Source organism: Microbacterium sp. SLBN-111, assembly GCF_049739645.1.
GTDB lineage: Bacteria > Actinomycetota > Actinomycetes > Actinomycetales > Microbacteriaceae > Microbacterium.
The window spans coordinates 205,040-222,051 of the sequence record NZ_JBMGQH010000001.1 but is presented as its reverse complement, the minus strand read 5'-3'; the positions used below and the strand labels follow the sequence as shown (position 1 = coordinate 222,051).

At 72.4% G+C, this 17,012-nt stretch carries 13 protein-coding genes; 9 read left to right on the top strand and 4 right to left on the bottom strand.

All coding sequences use genetic code 11. The annotated features are described in order from the left end of the window. The first annotated feature begins 34 nt into the window (after positions 1 to 34). The 3 genes from RKD05_RS01105 to RKD05_RS01095 are packed head-to-tail and all read left to right on the top strand — an operon-like array spanning position 35 to position 5,025. On the top strand, positions 35 to 1,144 hold the full coding sequence (locus RKD05_RS01105; protein WP_424707496.1) for an NAD(P)-dependent alcohol dehydrogenase: 1,110 nt from the start codon (positions 35 to 37) through the stop codon (positions 1,142 to 1,144). Positions 1,145 to 1,146: 2 nt separating this feature from the next. Next, entirely contained in the window at positions 1,147 to 2,637 is a 1,491-nt protein-coding gene (locus RKD05_RS01100) for an aldehyde dehydrogenase family protein (protein WP_424707494.1), read from the top strand. Between the two features lie 18 nt (positions 2,638 to 2,655). Then, positions 2,656 to 5,025, top strand: coding sequence for an acetyl-CoA acetyltransferase (locus tag RKD05_RS01095; protein WP_424707492.1), 2,370 nt, complete (start codon positions 2,656 to 2,658; stop codon positions 5,023 to 5,025). 16 nt (positions 5,026 to 5,041) lie between these two features. On the opposite strand, the gene RKD05_RS01090 is transcribed toward RKD05_RS01095, so the two are convergent. Next, a complete protein-coding gene (locus RKD05_RS01090; protein WP_083896697.1) occupies positions 5,042 to 5,947 on the bottom strand; it encodes a LysR family transcriptional regulator in 906 nt (301 codons plus the stop codon). Between the two features lie 242 nt (positions 5,948 to 6,189). Between RKD05_RS01090 and RKD05_RS01085 the strand changes: the two genes are divergently transcribed. Beyond that, complete coding sequence (locus RKD05_RS01085) at positions 6,190 to 8,592, top strand: CoA transferase (protein ID WP_424707491.1); 2,403 nt, start codon at positions 6,190 to 6,192, stop codon at positions 8,590 to 8,592. Between the two features lie 21 nt (positions 8,593 to 8,613). Here RKD05_RS01085 and metX read toward each other — a convergent pair whose 3' ends face one another. Continuing rightward, positions 8,614 to 9,819 (bottom strand): homoserine O-acetyltransferase MetX, encoded by a 1,206-nt coding sequence (gene metX / locus RKD05_RS01080; RefSeq protein WP_424707490.1) that lies wholly within the window; start codon positions 9,817 to 9,819, stop codon positions 8,614 to 8,616. A gap of 95 nt (positions 9,820 to 9,914) precedes the next feature. Between metX and RKD05_RS01075 the strand changes: the two genes are divergently transcribed. Then, positions 9,915 to 10,613 carry an SDR family NAD(P)-dependent oxidoreductase gene (locus RKD05_RS01075; protein WP_424707488.1) on the top strand — a complete coding sequence of 233 codons (699 nt, stop codon included), beginning with the start codon at positions 9,915 to 9,917 and terminating at the stop codon, positions 10,611 to 10,613. A 270-nt stretch (positions 10,614 to 10,883) separates the two neighbouring features. On the opposite strand, the gene RKD05_RS01070 is transcribed toward RKD05_RS01075, so the two are convergent. Further along, on the bottom strand, positions 10,884 to 12,206 hold the full coding sequence (locus RKD05_RS01070) for a bifunctional o-acetylhomoserine/o-acetylserine sulfhydrylase (RefSeq protein ID WP_424707487.1): 1,323 nt from the start codon (positions 12,204 to 12,206) through the stop codon (positions 10,884 to 10,886). 147 nt (positions 12,207 to 12,353) lie between these two features. On the opposite strand from RKD05_RS01070, the gene RKD05_RS01065 reads away from it, so the two are divergent. Both RKD05_RS01065 and RKD05_RS01060 read left to right on the top strand, forming a co-directional pair. Next, a complete protein-coding gene (locus RKD05_RS01065) occupies positions 12,354 to 13,136 on the top strand; it encodes an SDR family oxidoreductase (RefSeq protein WP_424707486.1) in 783 nt (260 codons plus the stop codon). Further along, positions 13,137 to 14,240 (top strand): hypothetical protein, encoded by a 1,104-nt coding sequence (locus tag RKD05_RS01060; protein WP_424707485.1) that lies wholly within the window; start codon positions 13,137 to 13,139, stop codon positions 14,238 to 14,240. It begins immediately after the preceding gene. A 24-nt stretch (positions 14,241 to 14,264) separates the two neighbouring features. Here the strand turns inward: RKD05_RS01060 and RKD05_RS01055 are convergent, their stop codons facing one another. Beyond that, complete coding sequence (locus RKD05_RS01055; RefSeq protein ID WP_424707484.1) at positions 14,265 to 15,752, bottom strand: MFS transporter; 1,488 nt, start codon at positions 15,750 to 15,752, stop codon at positions 14,265 to 14,267. Positions 15,753 to 15,812: 60 nt separating this feature from the next. Between RKD05_RS01055 and RKD05_RS01050 the strand changes: the two genes are divergently transcribed. Beyond that, positions 15,813 to 16,316, top strand: a complete 504-nt coding sequence (locus RKD05_RS01050) for a phosphoribosyltransferase (protein WP_424711756.1) — start codon at positions 15,813 to 15,815, stop codon at positions 16,314 to 16,316. After that, positions 16,313 to 16,999, top strand: a complete 687-nt coding sequence (locus tag RKD05_RS01045; protein ID WP_424707482.1) for a uracil-DNA glycosylase — start codon at positions 16,313 to 16,315, stop codon at positions 16,997 to 16,999. The genes RKD05_RS01050 and RKD05_RS01045 overlap by 4 nt, the downstream gene beginning before the upstream one ends. The last annotated feature ends 13 nt before the right edge of the window (positions 17,000 to 17,012 follow it).

Here is a 17,012-nt window from a genome sequence, read left to right as displayed (position 1 = left end):
GAGGCCCCGCCGCGCCATCGAAGGAGAGGGATCGATGAAGATCGCCGCCGTTGTCTCCCGCGGAGCAGACACTCCGCTCTCGGTCGAGAGAGTCGTCCTCGACGACCCGCGCCCGGACGAGATCCTCGTCCGTATCGTGGCGGCCGGGGTCTGTCACACCGACATCGTCACGCGCCACTACTTTCCGGACGGGGTTCCGGTCGTCCTCGGCCATGAGGGCGCAGGGATCGTCGCCGCGGTCGGGAGCGATGTCACGAGCGTCGGCGTCGGTGACAAGGTCATCCTCAGCTATCGCAGCTGCGGGTCGTGCGATCCGTGCGCGCAGGGTCACCCGGCGTACTGCGCGCGTTTCGCCGAGATGAACGTCTCGGGCGGACGCGGCGACGGCACGACACCGCTCCACGGCGCCGACGGCTCGCCGATCGCGGGCGGCTTCTTCGGGCAGTCCAGCTTCGCCGGATATGCGCTTACGACCGAGGCCAACACCGTCCGGGTGCCCGCGGACACCGACCTCGCCGTCACCGCGTCGTTCGGGTGCGGCATGCAGACCGGAGCGGGAGTCGTCGCGAACGTGCTCCGGCCCGGGCCCTCCGACAGCCTCGTCGTCTTCGGCACGGGTGCGGTCGGCATGGCGGCGATCATGGCCGCCCGCGCCCTGGGGGTCGGCACGATCGTCGGGGTCGACCTGTCGGAGCAGCGGCTCGCGCTCGCTCGCGAGCTCGGCGCCACGCGCGTCGTCTCCGGTCTCGCGGACACGCTCGTCGAGGACCTGCGCGCGGCGACCGGCGGGGGCGCGACGCACGCCCTCGACACGACCGGCAATGCGGGCGTCATCCGCAGCGCCACCGAGGCGCTCGGCCCTCTGGGCCAACTCGTGCTCGTCGGAACGGGCGGGGCGGAGTTCGCCGTCGACTCGACCGCCTTCATCGGGGCGGGCAAGACCGTCCGCGGGAGCATCGAAGGGGATGCCGATCCCCACCGCTTCATTCCTCAGCTGCTGCGCTGGCACGACGAGGGACTCTTCCCCGTCGAACGCCTCGTTCGCACCTACCATTTCGACGCGGTCGAGGACGCCATCGCCGACAGCGTCGCCGGAACGACGATCAAGCCCGTCCTGGTCTTCAGCGAAACCGAAGGAGAGTGACCATGTCCACGACCGTGTCGACCACCGAAATCCTCGTCGATCCGTCCGGGGAGCGCCTCGCCGACGTGCTCGCCCGTCAGCGCGCCGCGCACCGTCGCGACGGCATCCCGGATCTGGAGACACGACTGTCCCGCATCGACCGCCTCGCCCTCGCGATCCTCGAGCACGTCGACGAGATCGTCGAAGCACTCGACGCCGACTTCGGCAACAGGCCGGCGCTCGCGAGCCTGCGGTCCGACATCATCGGCGGGGTGAGCGAGGCGGAGTACCTCCGCGCCCACCTCGAGGAGTGGATGCGCCCCTCGGCCTCGCAGGCGGGTCCCGAGATGGGGATCCCGGTGACCCTCGAGCCCCGCCCGGTGGGGGTCGTCGGCGTCATCGGGCCGTGGAACTTCCCCGTGGGTCTCGTCATCCAACCGGCGCTCGAGGCGCTCGCCGCCGGAAACCGGGTGATGATCAAGTTCTCGGACATCCCCGAGCGGACCGGGGCGGTGGTGGCGCGGGCGGTGGCCTCGCGTCTGGACCCGGACGAGGTCACCGTGGTCCTCGGCGGGCGCGAGACCGCGGTGGCGTTCTCGGAGCTCCCGTTCGACCACCTCTTCTTCACCGGTTCTCCCGCCGTCGGGCGGGTGGTCGCCGCGGCGGCCGGACGCAACCTCGTGCCGGTCACGCTCGAGCTCGGTGGGAAGAACCCCGTGCTCGTCTCGGCCGAAGCCGACATCGCCGAGGCTGCGGCTCGCGTCGCGGCGGCCCGGATGAACAACGGCGGCCAGCTGTGCCTGTGCCCCGACGACGTATACGTTCCGCGCGCGCAGGCCGACACCTTCGTCGAGGCCTACTCCGCCGCGATCCGCGCGGCGCTTCCGGAGTACGCCACCAACCCGGACGCGATCACCATCATCAACGACGCGAACTTCGCCCGCGTGACCCGCCTCCTCGACGACGCGCGCGCTCGCGGGGCTCGGGTCGACGCCGTTCCGACCGGCGCCGGTGACGACACGCTCCCGGATGCCACGACCCGGCGCATCGCGCCCACCATCGTGCGGGATGCCACCGACGACATGCTCATCTCGCGCGAGGAGATCTTCGGACCCGTCATCGTCGTGCGTCCCTACGACGATGTCGCCGAGGTCATCGCCCGCATCGCCGACGGCCCGCACCCCCTGGTGGCGTACTACTACGGCCCGGAGGGCACGGAGTTCCGCCGCTACGTCGACGAAACGGCATCCGGGGGCGTGACTCGGAACGACCTGGCGCTGCACCTGATGGTGCCCGATGTGCCCTTCGGGGGGATCGGGACCAGCGGTACCGGCGCGTATCACGGCAAGGCCGGCTTCGACACGTTCAGCCAGGTGCGTCCCGTGGCATCGCCCCTGCTGCCGTTCTCGATCGCGCAGACCGTCGGAGCCCCGTTCCCGGAGCCGGCGCGGGAGGAACAGCGCGCACAGATCGAGGCGCTGCGGGCGACCGTCGCCTCACGGGTCGCACGGTAACGGAGAGAGGAAGAGCACATGGATCGGATCGACGAACGCACCCCCGTCCTCATCGGCGTCGGACAGGTCATCGACCGCCTCGACGGCGACGGCTACGAGGCCCTCTCCCCGGTGGACCTGGCCGCGCGGGCGTCCGCGCGCGCACTCGCCGACACCGGGATCGACGCGGCCGCCGTCGCCGCGGCGATCGACACGGTCGCCGGCATTCGCCAGTTCGAGATCTCGGTCCCCGGTGCTCGTGCACCGCTCGGGAAGTCGGACAACTACCCGCGATCGGTGGCCCGGCGCATCTCCGCCGAGCCTCGCCGCGCGATCCTCGAGGTGGGGGGTGGGCAGGGGCCGCAGCACCTGGTCACCGAGCTCGCCGCCGAGATCGCGGCGGGACGCAGCCGGGTCGCCCTCGCGTTCGGCTCTGAGGCGATCTCCACCGCGCGGGCGCTCGCGAACGCCCCCGAGCGGCCCGACTTCACCGAGCACGTCGAGGGCGACCTGGAGGATCGGGGCTACGGGCTTGCCGGTCTGGTCTCGATGGAGGGCACGAACCACGGTCTGAGCGACGCCCCCAGCCAGTACGCCGTCGCCGAGAACGCCCGCCGTGCGCGACTCGGCCTCTCGCGCGCGGAATACGCGGCGCGGATCGGCGAGCTGTTCGCCCCCTTCACCCGCGTCGCCGCCGACAATCCCTTCGCGGCAGCCACTGTCGAGCGTTCCGCCGCCGAACTGGTCACGCCCACCGCCGCGAACCGTCCGATCGCCGATCCCTACACGCGGTACGTCGTGGCCCGAGACCAGGTCAATCAGGGGGCGGCCGTGCTCCTGGCATCCGTCGAGGCCGCCCGCGCGCTCGGCGTGCCCGAGAGCGCCTGGGTCTACATCCACGGCCACGCCGATCTGCGCGAGCGCACGCTGATGGACCGGGTCGATCTCTCGAGCAGTCCGGCCGCGCGGCGCGCGACCGCCCTCGCGCTCGACATGGCCGGCGTCGGCACGGGCGACGTGGACGCGTGGGACTTCTACAGCTGCTTCCCGATCGCCGTCTTCAACGTCGCCGTCGACGCCCTCGGCCTCGAGCCGGACGACCCGCGCGGGCTCACTGTGACCGGCGGCCTGCCGTTCTTCGGCGGAGCGGGCAACAACTACTCGATGCACGCCATCGCGGAGATGGTGCACCGGGTCCGGAGCCGCCCCGGATCCTTCGGGTTCGTCGGGGCCAACGGCGGCATCCTGAGCAAGTATTCGGCGGCGGTGTACTCCACGACGCCGCGGAACTGGCAGGACGACCGGTCGGCCCCCGTGCAGAGAGAACTCGACGCCGTCCCCGCGGTCCCGCAGACCTCCCGCCCCGCGGGGGCGGCGACCATCGAGACCTTCACGATCGTCCACGCGCGCGACGGTGCGGCCACCGGCATCGTCATCGGCCGCCTCGACGCGACGGGCGAGCGTTTCCTCGCGCGCGGGTGGGACGGCGACGACGCCCTGCTCGCTCTCCTGTCGTCGGAGCAGCCGATCGGGCAGTCGGTGTGGGTCACGCCGACGGGCCCGGGGAACAGGGTCGCGGTCGATCGACGGGATGCCGAGCGGTTGCAGCCCCCGCGCACGCCGGCGCTGCGCGACGACTACGCGTATGTGCGGGTGGAACGCGACGGGCATCTGCTCACCGTCACGATCGACCGCCCCGACGCCCGCAATGCGCTCTTCCCCCCGGCGCACGAGGAACTCGCCGAGGTGTTCGACGCGTTCTTCGCCGACCCCGACCTGTGGGTGGCGATCCTCACCGGCGCGGGGGAGCAGGCCTTCTGCGCGGGCAACGACCTCGTCTACTCCGCGACGGGCAAGCCCAACTACCTCCCCCTGAGCGGGTTCGCCGGGCTGACCAGTCGCCGGGGGATGACGAAGCCCGTCATCGCCGCGGTCAACGGCTTCGCGATGGGCGGGGGCTTCGAGACCGCTCTCGCCTGCCACCTCGTGGTCGCGGACGAGACCGCGCAGTTCGCCCTCAGCGAGGTGCGCGTGGGGCTGATCGCGGGAGCGGGGGGCGTCGTCCGGCTGCCGCGGATGCTCCCCGAGAAGCTCGCCAACGAACTGATCCTCACCGGACGCCGGATGGGAGCCCTCGAGGCGCAGGATCGCGGCGTCGTCAACCGGGTCGTCCCGGCGGGCCAGGCCCTGGACGGGGCGCGCGCGCTCGCGGACGAGATCCTCGGCGTGTCCCCGACGTCGGTCCGGTTGTCGTTGCAGGTGATGGAGGAGACGCGCGGGATCGCGGACGTCGTCGACGCGGTCGTGCATCGATCGGGCGCGTTCGACGAGCTCATGTCCAGCGCGGATGCGATCGAGGGGATCTCCGCCTTCGCGCAGAAGCGCGCCCCGCAGTGGAGCAACCGCTGATCGGCGCCGTGCCGGCTCAGCCGATGTAGGGGAGGGCGCCGTCCCGGGGACGCAGTCGATCGACGATCCGGCGGAGCGGGGCGGCGTGCACGGTGTCCCGCTCCCGCCAGGCGAGTCCGACCACGGTGTCGAGTTCGCCGTCCGCGAAGGGATACACCTCGAGCTGGTCGAAGTCGAACAGCCGTGACGTCGGGAGGTCGCCGCCGCGGCTGATCAGCATGATCTGGCCGGTGCGGGCCATGCGGCCCTGGATGCCGACGATGTCGCGCAGATCGATCTCCTCGACGGATTCGATGCCGGCGCGTTCGAACGCGTCGCGCATCCGTCGCATGGATGTCGGCTGCATGAGGAGGGGCAGCGTGAGCACGCGCCGACCCGCGAGGTCCGCGAGGCGCAGGGGGCGCCCGAGGTCGAGCGTCGGGTCGGCGAGCGACGCGACCGCGAACGAGTACTGCGCGAGCGGGACGCTCGCGATGCCCGCGGCATCCACGGGCAGATGTACGAGCGCGATGTCGATGTCGCCGTGCCGCAGCGACTCCAGGAGCACCGACGACAGGTCCGAGACGAGGTCGTTCGTCTCGCCCCCGACCTCGGCGACGGCGGCGATCAGGCTGTCGGTGAGGCTGCGGGACGTCCACGGCGTGGCCCCGAACCGCAACCCGCGCCGCGAGCCCGAGACGAGGGATGCCGCTTCGTCGGCCTGCGCCACGATCTCGACCGCGAGCGGGAGGAACCGGTCGCCGAGGTCCGTGCGGTCGAACTGGTGGTAGTTGCGGCGGAACAGGTCGCCGCCGACCCTTCGCTCCAGATCGCGGATGGTCCGGCTGAGCGGCGACGGGGTCACGTGCAACTCCTCGGCCGCAGCCGCGATCGTGCGCTGCCGTGACACGGCCACGAATGCCCTCACCTGCGAAAGCTCCACGCGCTCACTTTACGGACGCGCGGCCCTCCCCGCGTCCGCCGTTCCGCCCCGCGGCGCGCAGGATTCGTCCGCTGCACCGTGCTCCGATCGGCAGGTCCACCCGCGTCCGACAGCACGCCGACGCGTACCGGTGCGCCCGGTCGGCGCAGTCGTTGTTTGCGCTGGGCCTGGGCGTCCGGCGGCGAGAGGCTCCCTCCGCAGCCCGTGATGACGCGGGCCGGAACACGCACAAGGGAGTGGCCATGGCCGAACGGCGCACGGCAGGAGCGAACCTGCCTCTCACCGGCATCCGTATCCTCGACGCGGTCGACGGACCGCTCCAGACGGTCGGGAGGATGCTGTCCGATCTCGGTGCCGAGGTGCTCCGCGTGGAGCGCCCCGGCGGTTCTCCCGCCCGCGGCGCCGGCGTCGTCGTCGAGGGGCAGAGCCTGACGTTCGCGCTGCGCAACGCCGGCAAGCGCAGCGTCGAACTCGATCTTGCCGACGACGCGGGGGCGGAGACCTTCGCCGCGCTCGCCGCGACCGTCGACGTCGTCCTGCGCGACGGCGAGACCATCGCCCGGTCACCGCGCGCCGACGACCTGCGCGCGCGGAATCCCCGGCTCGTGGTCATCGATCTGAGCGACTTCGGCGTCACCGGGCCGCACGCCGGGTGGCGGGCGACGCCCGACGTCCACGCCGCCCTCAGCACCGTGCTGTCGCGGTCCGGTCTCCCCGATGTGCGCGAGCCGCTGCTGCCGCCGGAGTTCCTGCTGTACGAGTCCGCCGCCGCGCAGGCCGTCTGGGTGGTGCTGCTCGAACTCGCGCACGTGCGCGCGACCGGTGAGGGCGACGTCGTCGACTTCTCCGTGCAGGAGGCGCTGATCCAGATCCTCGATCCGGTCTTCGGGGTGGGCGGTTCGGCTCGGGCCGGCGTCCCGCTGAGCGATCTCCCGCGCGGCCGCCCGGACGCGCGCCACCTCTACCCGATCTTCCCCGCGAAGGACGGCTGGGTGCGCATCTGCGTCCTCGCGACGCGCCAGTGGCGCGGGATGTTCGAGTGGCTCGGGCGCCCCGAGGAGTTCGCCGACCCGTCGTTCGACCAGATCCGTCACCGTTTCGCCGCGGCCGGGCGGCTCTATCCGCTCATCGGGCGCCTGTTCGCCGGGCTGACGGTCGCCGAGGCCGTCGCGCAAGGTCAGGAGCTGGGCGTTCCCACGGCGGGTCTCTCGGATGCCGCGGCGGTGCTGCGGGAGCCCGCTTTCCGCGAGAACGGATCGTTCCGCGACGATTCCGCCGTCCTGCCGGGAACCCTCGTCCACGACGGGTGGTTCGAGATCGACGACGAGCGCGCCGGCGGACGAGGTCCTGCGCCGGTGCCGGACTCGACCGTTCCGCCGGGGGAGCCGGGACTCCGGATCGCGGCCGACGCTGAGCGGGGGCGGCGCCCGTTCGCCGGGCTGCGGGTGCTGGATCTGGGCGTGATCGTCGTCGGGTCCGAGCTCGGCCGGCTGTTCGCGGACTACGGCGCCGACGTGATCAAGATCGAGTCGAGCGCATTCCCCGACGGCGCGCGCCAGTCGATGACGGGCGACGTCATGAACGAGAGCGTGGCGTGGGGTCTGCGCAACAAGCGCAGCCTCGGCCTAAACCTGCGCTCGGACGAAGGCCGCGCGCTCTTCGCCCGACTGGTCGCGGTGAGCGACGTCGTGCTGACGAACTTCAAGCCCGGGACCCTGGCATCCCTGGGCTTCGACATGGAGGCGCTGCGCCGACTGAACCCCGGGATCGTGCTGTCCGAATCGAGCGCCTTCGGGAACCACGGCTCGTGGAGCCGGCGCCTCGGGTACGGGCCGCTCGTGCGGGCCAGCGCGGGGCTGTCGACACTGTGGGCCTACCCGGGCGACGGCGACGGCTTCAGCGACGCGATCACGATCTTCCCCGACCACGTCGTCGCGCGTCTGAACGCCGCGGCGGTGGTCGCACTGCTCCTGCGGCGCGACCGCACGGGCGAAGGCGGGCGCGTCAGCTCTGCGCAGGTGGATGCGATCTTCGGCGCGATGGCCGACCACCTGGCCGCGGCGGCCGCCACATCTGGCAGCGGGCCGCGGGCGGAAGGCAACGACCGTTCCGGCGATGCGTTCCGCGGTGTCTTCCCCGCCCGGGGGGACGACGACTGGGTCGTGATCGACGCCGAGGGGGATGCCGCCTTCGCCGCAGTCGCGACCGAGATCGGCCGTCCCGACCTCCTCGCCGACCCCGCCCTTGCGGCCGCCGCCGACCGGTGGGCCGCTCGGGACCGACTGCGCGATCTCCTGGGGGCGTGGACGGCGGATCTTCCCGCGCGCGAGGCCGCCGAACGGCTCCAGCGCGCCGGTGTGCCCGCGGGTGCCATGCTCCGCGCGGACGACATCCGCGAGGACCCGCACCTCGTCGAGCGCGGGGTGTTCGGTCGGCTCGTGCAGCCGCAGCTGGCGAGCCCCGTCGTGACGAATCTCGGCGAGGCGCGCACCCGGACGCTCCAGCCGCCGCTCACCGGACCCGCACCGCTCGCCGCCGAGCACACCCGCGAGGTCCTGTCCGAGGTCCTGGGGCTCTCCGATGCCGAGATCACTGCCCTCCTGGCGAGCGGCGTCCTCGAGGAGGCCCTGGAACCGGCGCGGTGACGCGGCCCCGCGGCATCCGGATCAGGCGGAGAACAACCGCCGCAGGTGATGGTCGACGGCGGCGGTCTCGATGAGGAAACCGTCGTGGCCGAAGTCGCTCGAGAGGACCACCGCCTGATCCCCGTCGAGCGTGTTCCGGATGCCACGGGCGATGCGGTGCTGCCCGTCGACGGGGAAGAGTCGGTCGGTGTCGACCCCGAGCACGAGGGTCGTGGCCGTGACACGGCGCAGGGCGTCCTCGACCCCGTCGCGATCGCGTCCCACGTCGTGGGAGTTCATGGCCTCGGCGAGCGTGAGGTAGCTGTTGGCGTCGAAGCGGCGGGTGAACTTGTTCCCGTGGAAGTCGAGGTACGACTCCACCGCGAAGCGCCCGCCGTGCCCGAGCGGACTCACGCCCGACTGCCACGACCGCTGGAACCGCTGGTTCAGCTCGGTGGGGCTGCGGTAGCTCAGCATCGCCATGCGCCGGGCGAGGGCGAGCCCGCGGTGCGGCCCGTCGCCGTCGGCGGCGTCGTAGAACGCCCCGCCCGCGAAGCGCGGGTCCATCCGGATCGTGTCGGCCTGCACCGTGTTGAGGGCGATCTGGTCGGCCGTCGTGACCGGCGGGGAGGAGAGGATCGCGGCGCGCTCGACCCGGTCGGGGTGTCCGACCGCCCATTCCAGGGCGTGCATACCGCCCATGGATCCGCCGATGACCGCGGCCCAGCGGTCGATCCCGAGGGCGTCGGCGAGCAGCGCCTGGGCGCTCACCTGGTCGCGGATCGTCAGATACGGGAACCGCGCGGCCCACTCGTAGCCGTCGGGCGCGATGCTCGCCGGTCCCGTCGAGCCCTGGCATCCACCCAGCATGTTCGGGGCGATCACGAACCAGCGGTCGGTGTCGATCGCGGCGCCCGGCCCGACGAGGTCGCTCCACCAGCCGGCGGTGGGGTGTCCCGGACCCGCGGAACCGCGGACGTGGCTGTCGCCGGTCAGCGCGTGGAGGACCAGGACCGCGTTGTCGCGGGCGGGGGAGAGCTCGCCCCACGTCTCGTACGCCAGGCGGAAGCCGGGCAGGCGCTCGCCGTTCTCGGTCCGGAACTCGCCGAACGCCGCGAAGCGCCGATCGCCGACCGGGTCGCCGTCGCGCCACGCGCCGGTCGCCGGCGGCCGGCCAAGGAGGGACCGGGCGTCGGCCTCCGTGATCGGCGCCGACGGCACCGTGTCTTCGGAGATCTGCCAGTCCATGGCATCCATTCTCCCGGGTCGCATTGCCCGCGAAGCGACTGTTACGGGCTTGTCCAGCCCCCGTTCGCGGCGCGCCGTGTCGGCATGATCGGGGCATGGCGAACTTCCTCCTCATCGCGGCCTCGAGCGACATCGGCGGGGCCACGGCCCGACGCCTGCGCGACGCGGGCCATCGGGTGATCACGACCGCCCGAGATTCGTCGGTGATCGAACCCGACATGATCCTGGATGCCACCGACTTCGACGCCGTCGACCGTGCCGTCGCCGACGCGGGGGAGCTGGACGGCATCGCGGTGTTCGCGGGCTCGATGCTGCTCAAGCCCGCGCACCTGACGTCACGCGAGCAGTACGACGGCATCGTCGCCGCGTCGCTGACGACGGCCTTCGCGGCGGTGCGCGCGGCGGGGAAGCGGATGCGCGGCGGCGGTTCCGTGGTGCTGACGTCGTCGGCTGCGGCGCTGGCGGGGCTCTCGAACCACGACGCCATCGCGGCGGCGAAGGCCGGGGTGATCGGCCTGACGCTGTCGGCCGCGGCGAGCTATGCGAGCCAGGGGCTGCGGATCAATGCCGTCGCCCCGGGACTCGTGCAGACGCGATTGACCGAGGGCCTGACGGCGAGCGAGACGTCGCGCAGGGTGTCCGAGGCGATGCACCCGCTCGGCCGGCTCGGCGAGCCCGACGACGTCGCCCGGGCCGTGGAGTTCCTCCTCGACCCCGCCAACGCGTGGGTCACGGGCCAGGTGCTGGGGGTCGACGGCGGCCTCGGCAGCCTCCGCCCGCGACAGCGCGTCTGACCCGGGGCTGCAGCCGCGCCGGATCGGTGACGAGCGGAGGACATGGGAGGAAGGGAGGACGCCTCCCGGCGTGTCTGTCCTCCCTTCGCCGAATCTCCTCCCTTCGTCCCCGGGTCGCGAGCCTTCGCGCGGGCCTTCGCCCCGGGCAGGGAGGGACCGTGGATGCCGTGCAGCCCGGGTCCCGCGGGGCGGCCGATGCCCCGCGCGCCGGGCGGGAACGCGACGACGCCCCGACCCGGCGGACCGGGGCGGGGCGTCGCAGGGGGCGCGTCAGGCGCGGGCGGCCTCGGACAGGCGCCGCGCGGCGGCGAGGGCCTGGTCGAGGTCGGCCTTGAGGTCGTCGATGTTCTCCAGACCCACGGACAGGCGCACGAGGCCGGGCGTGACGCCCGACGTGAGCTGCTGCTCGGGGGTGAGCTGCGAGTGCGTCGTCGAGGCGGGGTGGATGACGAGCGAACGCACGTCGCCGATGTTGGCGAGGTGGCTGAACAGCGTCAGCGAGTTGACGAACTCGCGACCCGCCTCCACGCCGCCCTTGAGCTCGAACGACAGCACCGCGCCGACGCCCTTGGGGGCGTAGTTGTTGGCGGCGGCGTACCAGGGCGAGGTGGGCAGGCCCGAGTAGTTCACGCTCGCGACGTCGTCGTGCGCCTCGAGCCACTCGGCGATCTCCTGCGCGTTCTGCACGTGGCGCTCGATGCGCAGCGACAGCGTCTCGAGGCCCTGGATGAGGAGCCACGCGCTGTTCGGCGAGATGGCGGCACCCAGGTCGCGCAGCAGCTGCACGCGCGCCTTGATGATGTACGCCAGGCCGTCGCCCACGGCCGTCGTGTACGAAGCGCCGTGGTACGACGGGTCGGGCTCGGTGAGGCCGGGGAACTTCTCGACGTTCTGCGACCACGCGAAGGTGCCGCCGTCGACGATGACGCCGCCGATGGTCGTGCCGTGTCCGCCGATGAACTTCGTGGCCGAGTGGATGACGATGTCGGCACCGTGCTCGAACGGACGGATCAGGTACGGGGTCGCGATCGTGTTGTCCACGATGAGCGGCACGCCGCTCTCGTGCGCGACGTCGGCGACCGTGCGGATGTCGAGCACGTTGATCTTCGGGTTGCCGATGGTCTCGGCGAAGAAGAGCTTCGTGTTCGGGCGGACCGCCGCGCGCCACGCCTCGGGGTCGTCCTGGTTCTCGACGAACGTCGTCTCGATGCCGAGCTTGGCGAGGGTGTACTTGAACAGGTTGTACGTGCCGCCGTAGATCGAGCTCGACGAGACGATGTGGTCGCCCGCCTGCGCGATGTTCAGGACCGCGAACGTCTCCGCCGCCTGGCCGCTCGCGACCAGGAGGGCGCCGGTGCCCCCCTCCAGCGCGGCGATGCGCTGCTCGACGACGTCCTGCGTGGGGTTCTGGATGCGGGTGTAGATGTTGCCGAACTCCGCCAGCGCGAACAGGTTCGCGGCGTGGTCGGCGTTGTCGAACACGTACGACGTGGTCTGGTAGATCGGCGTCGCCCGGGCCTTGGTCACGGGGTCGGGCTGTGCGCCGGTGTGGATCTGCTTGGTCTCGAAACGCCAGTTCTCGGGTGCCGACACGGCTGCTCCTCAAGTCTTCGGTGACCGCGACGGATGCCACGGCCTCCAGCGAGCGTAGGCACCCCGGATCAGCGCGACAACAGGCGGGACACGGGCCGTAATGTACGCGCGCGACCCGTGTCATCGGCCGCCGGTAGCGTGGATGCCATGACGAGACGTGCTGTGGTGACCGGGGCCAGTTCGGGGATCGGCGAGGCGACCGCCCGCGAGTTGCGGGCGCGCGGCTGGGACGTGGTGGGCGTGGCCCGGCGCGCGGAGCGGCTGGCGGCGCTGGAGGCCGAGACCGGGGTCGTGGCGCACGTCGCCGACCTCACCGACGGCGACGCGGTGGCGACCCTCGCCGGGTGGCTGGAGGAGACGGGCGGCGTCGACGCGCTCGTCCACGTCGCCGGCGGCGCGCGCGGCACCGACCGTGTCGAGGACGGCGACCCCGAGCAGTGGCGCTGGATGTTCGAGGCGAACGTCCTGTCGGGGCAGCGGCTCGTGGCATCCCTTCTCCCGCTCCTGCGGCGCGCGGCCGACACCGAGGGCCACGCCGACCTGCTGTTCGTCACGTCCACCGCCGCCCAGACCGCCTACCCCGGCGGCGCCGGCTACAACGCCGCGAAGGCGGGCGAGCACATGCTCGTCGCGGCCCTGCGGCAGGAGCTGAACGGCGAGCCGTTGCGCGTCATCGAGATCGCGCCCGGCATGGTGCGGACCGAGGAGTTCACGCTCAACCGACTCGGGGGCGACCAGGAGGGGGCCGACAAGCTGTACGAGGGCGTCGAGGCACCGCTCGTGGCGGAGGACGTCGCGGACGTCATCGCCTACGCGCTCGACGCTCCCGGTCACGTCAACCTCGACCTCGTGACCGTGCGGCCGGTGGCGCAGTCCGCGCAGCACCTGCTGGCGCGCGGGCCGCTGCGCGTGCGTGGTGCGGAGAGCTGAGTGGGGTCGGGCGCCGAGGCCACCCGCCCGTTGAACGTCGACGCGCTCCTGGCGCGGCCCGACCGCGGCGAGGTACGGCGCTTCTGGTCCGCGTTCCGTGCGAACCACCCGCGGGTGAGCGGCGTGGGATCCCGCGTGCGGCGGGCCGTCCTGCGCATCGGCGCAGCCGTCGGTGCACTCGCCACCTTCACGATGGTCTTCGGCACCGTGCGAGCGCTGAGCGGTGGCGCACAGCGGAGTCCCGAGCAGGTGATCGGCATGGTCACGGTCGGCGTGCTCGTGGTCATCGCGTTCTGCGTCCTGCTGTGGGCGGCCGTGCGCACGAGTGGGCGCCGCCTGAGTCCGCGTCAGCAGTGGGCGCTGAGCCGGTTCGCCTCCGACAACGCTCTCGTCTACGCGCCTGAGCCGGTCGTCGGGGGACTGACGCCGTGGCAGCGGCGCGGGCGCCTCGTCGTCGACCGCGCAATGCGGTCGACGGCGCCCGCCGGGCGCACCATCGAGTGGGCCGACTACGAACTGCGCCGCGCCACGAGTGCGTCGACGCACACTCAGTTCGGCGGGTGGATCGCGATCGGACTGCGGCGCCGATTGCCGCACATCGTCGTGCGCGCGACGGATCGGGGCGCGCGGATGCTGTCGACCGCCGCCGTGCCCGACGACTCGCAGCGTCTGTCGCTCGAGGGCGACTTCGATCGGCACTTCACGCTCTACTGCCCGTCCGGCTACGAGCGCGATGCGCTCTACCTGTTCACCCCGGACGTCATGGCGACCGCCATCGACGACGGGGGCGGGTGGGACATCGAGATCGTCGACGACGTGCTCCTGCTGGTGCGCCCGCGGGGCGTCATCACGACCGATCCGGACGAGTGGGTGCGCCTGGTGCGCACGGCCAACGCCTTCGCTGGTCAGGTCGAGCAGTGGGAGCGGTGGCGCGACGATCGCGTAAGGGTCGTGTCGCCGCCCGTGACCGGACTGGACCCCCGGGACACCGCCGTCGCCCGCCGCGGCCGGCGCCTGCGGACGAGGTGGAGCCCGGCGACCTGGATGTGGATCGCCTTCGCCGTCCTCATGGTCGCGACGATCGTCGCGGGCAGGTACCTCTGACGACCCGGTCGGGATCGGATGGACTCAGCCCACCGCGGTCGGGGCGACCGTCTCCGACTCCGCGTCGGCGAAGGCGACCTTCGGCACGAAGAAGAGCAGGACGGCGGCCAGGAACCCGCCCGCCGCGCAGATCGTCCACACGGTGATGTATCCCGCGAGCGGTGCCGCGGTCGCGGCGACGGCCGCGCCCGCTCCACCCGCGAGCACCACTCCGAAGACCGCCGACGACATCGTCCCGCCGATGGTCTTGGTGGTGTTGGTGAGCGCGGATGCCACGCCCGTCTGCCCGCGCGGAGCCGCGGCTGCGGCCGCCGCCGGCATGGCCGCGACGAGCGCGCCCGAGCCGAGGCCGGCGATCGCGAGGCACAGCAGCACCTCCCACAGCTCGGTGTGGAGGGGGAGGAGCAGCAGGTAGCCCAGGCCGACCAGGGCCGCGGCGCCGATCAGCACCACGCGGGGACTGGCGCGGCGCGAAGTGACGGCGAACACGATCGCGCCGACGATGAGCGAGACGAGGTACACGCCGATCACGTTCGAGCGGTCGGTGGCATCCAATCCGAGTCCGTAGCCGAGCGAGCGGTCCGTGCCGGCGTACGTCGCGAGCGGACCCTGGGCGCCCAGGAGACTGATGCCGACCAGGAACGACGTCGCCTGGACCGGCCACATCTCGGGGCGGCGGAGCACGCGGATGTCGACGGTCGGGTCGGGGCGCCGCAGCTCGAACCGGACGAACACGACGAGCAGCACCGCTCCGACGACGAGCAGCGGGACGATGACCGCGGGACCGGGACCGGCGGGAAGCCGCACGAACGACAGCGCGCCGGTGAGGCACAGCAGGGCGGCCGCGAGGAGCACGAACCCGCCGATGTCGAGGCGCCGGGTACCCGGCATCCGCTCCGACTCGGGCACGCCGAGCCAGATCACGAGCGACACCAGCGTGACGGCGATCGCGGGGATCATCAGCGCCACCCGCAGGTTGCCGCCCGTGGCTGCGAAGAGGCGTCCGGCGGCGAGGGCACCTGCGATCGCGCCGACCTGGAGGCCCACGACGAGGAGTCCCGCGGCGCGGCGCGTCTGGGAGACGCCGCGGCTCTGCCGCCGGCCGCGGTCGAAGATCAGCGCGATCTCCAGCGGCAGCCACACGACGTAGAAGCCCTGCAGCGCCCACGCGGCGAGGAACGTCGGGAACGTGTCCGCGAACACCAGCCACCAGCTCGCCGCCGCCGTCGCGAGCGCGGAGATCAGCAGGATGCGCTTGTGTCCGAACACGTCGCCGAGTTTGGCGAGCACGGGGAGGACCAGCGCCGACAGCAGCAGCTGCGCCGCCTCGAACCAGTTGACGTCGGCGTCCCGGATACCGAGGTGCACGACGATGTCGGGGAGGAGGGGCACGTAGTACCCCTGCAGGATGCCACTGGCGAACTCGACCAGCACGAACCACCCGATGAGTCCCGCGGTCACCCCGAGCGCGGACCCGCGCACCCGACCGACCGCGCCGGAGACGCGCGACATGGCGCGAGGCTAGCACCGCCCGGGGGACACCCTAGGGTGAAAGGCACACGAAGAGAGGGGATCCGCGTGGCGGAGACGACGACCGACGAGCGCGAGCGACTGACCTGGGACGACTTCGGGGTCGCGACGCGCGACATCTCCCGGGCGATCGTCGCCGACGGCTTCCACCCCGAGGTGGTGGTCGCGATTGCGCGCGGCGGACTGCTGCCCGGCGGTGCCATCGCGTACGGCCTCGGCGTCAAGAACTGCGGCGCCCTCAACGTCGAGTTCTACACCGGCATCGGTACGGTGCTCGACGCCCCCGAGGTGCTGCCGCCCGCGCTCGATCTGTCGTACCTCGCGGGTCGCCGCGTTCTTCTCGTCGACGACGTCGCCGACAGCGGTCGCACGCTCGACCTCGCCGTGAAGCTCCTCGACCGACACGGCGCCGAGGCCCGTTCGGCCGTGATCTACACGAAGCCGACCACCATCATCACGCCCGACTACGCGTGGAAGGACACGTCGCTCTGGATCGACTTCCCGTGGTCGTTCCAGGGATCGGTGCACGAGGAAGACGCGGCGTGACGGCCAAGTCGCTCGCCGAACTCGCCGACGCGGGCCTGATCGACTCCTCGTGGGTCGAGCCGCTCGCTCCGGTGGCGGGCGACATCGCCGATATCGGGGCACGGCTGCGCGCCGAGGGGAAGCCGTACCTGCCGGCCGGTGACCTCGTGCTGCGGGCGTTCCGGACCCCGATCGACGCCGTTCGCGTGCTGATCGTCGGTCAGGACCCGTACCCGACGCCGGGGCACCCGATCGGCCTGTCGTTCGCCGTGGACCCGCACGTGCGGCCGCTGCCCCGCAGCCTGTCGAACATCTACCGCGAACTGTCGGAGGACCTCGGCATCCCTCGCGCGCCGCACGGCGACCTCTCGGCGTGGGCCGGGCAGGGCGTGATGCTGCTGAACAGGGTGCTCACCGTCGCCCCCGGCGCCCCGGCATCCCACCGCGGGTGGGGGTGGGAACGCGTCACGGAGCACGCGATCCGCAGCCTGGTCGCGCGGGACGCGCCGCTCGTCGCCGTGCTGTGGGGGAGGGATGCCACGAACCTCACGCCGCTCCTCGGCGACACCGCGATCGTGTCATCGGCGCACCCGTCGCCGCTCTCGGCCAGCCGCGGGTTCTTCGGTTCCCGGCCGTTCTCGCGGGTGAACGCGCTGCTCGAGGAGCAGGGCGCCGCGCGCGTGGACTGGCGCCTGCCCGCCTGACGCGCGGATCCGC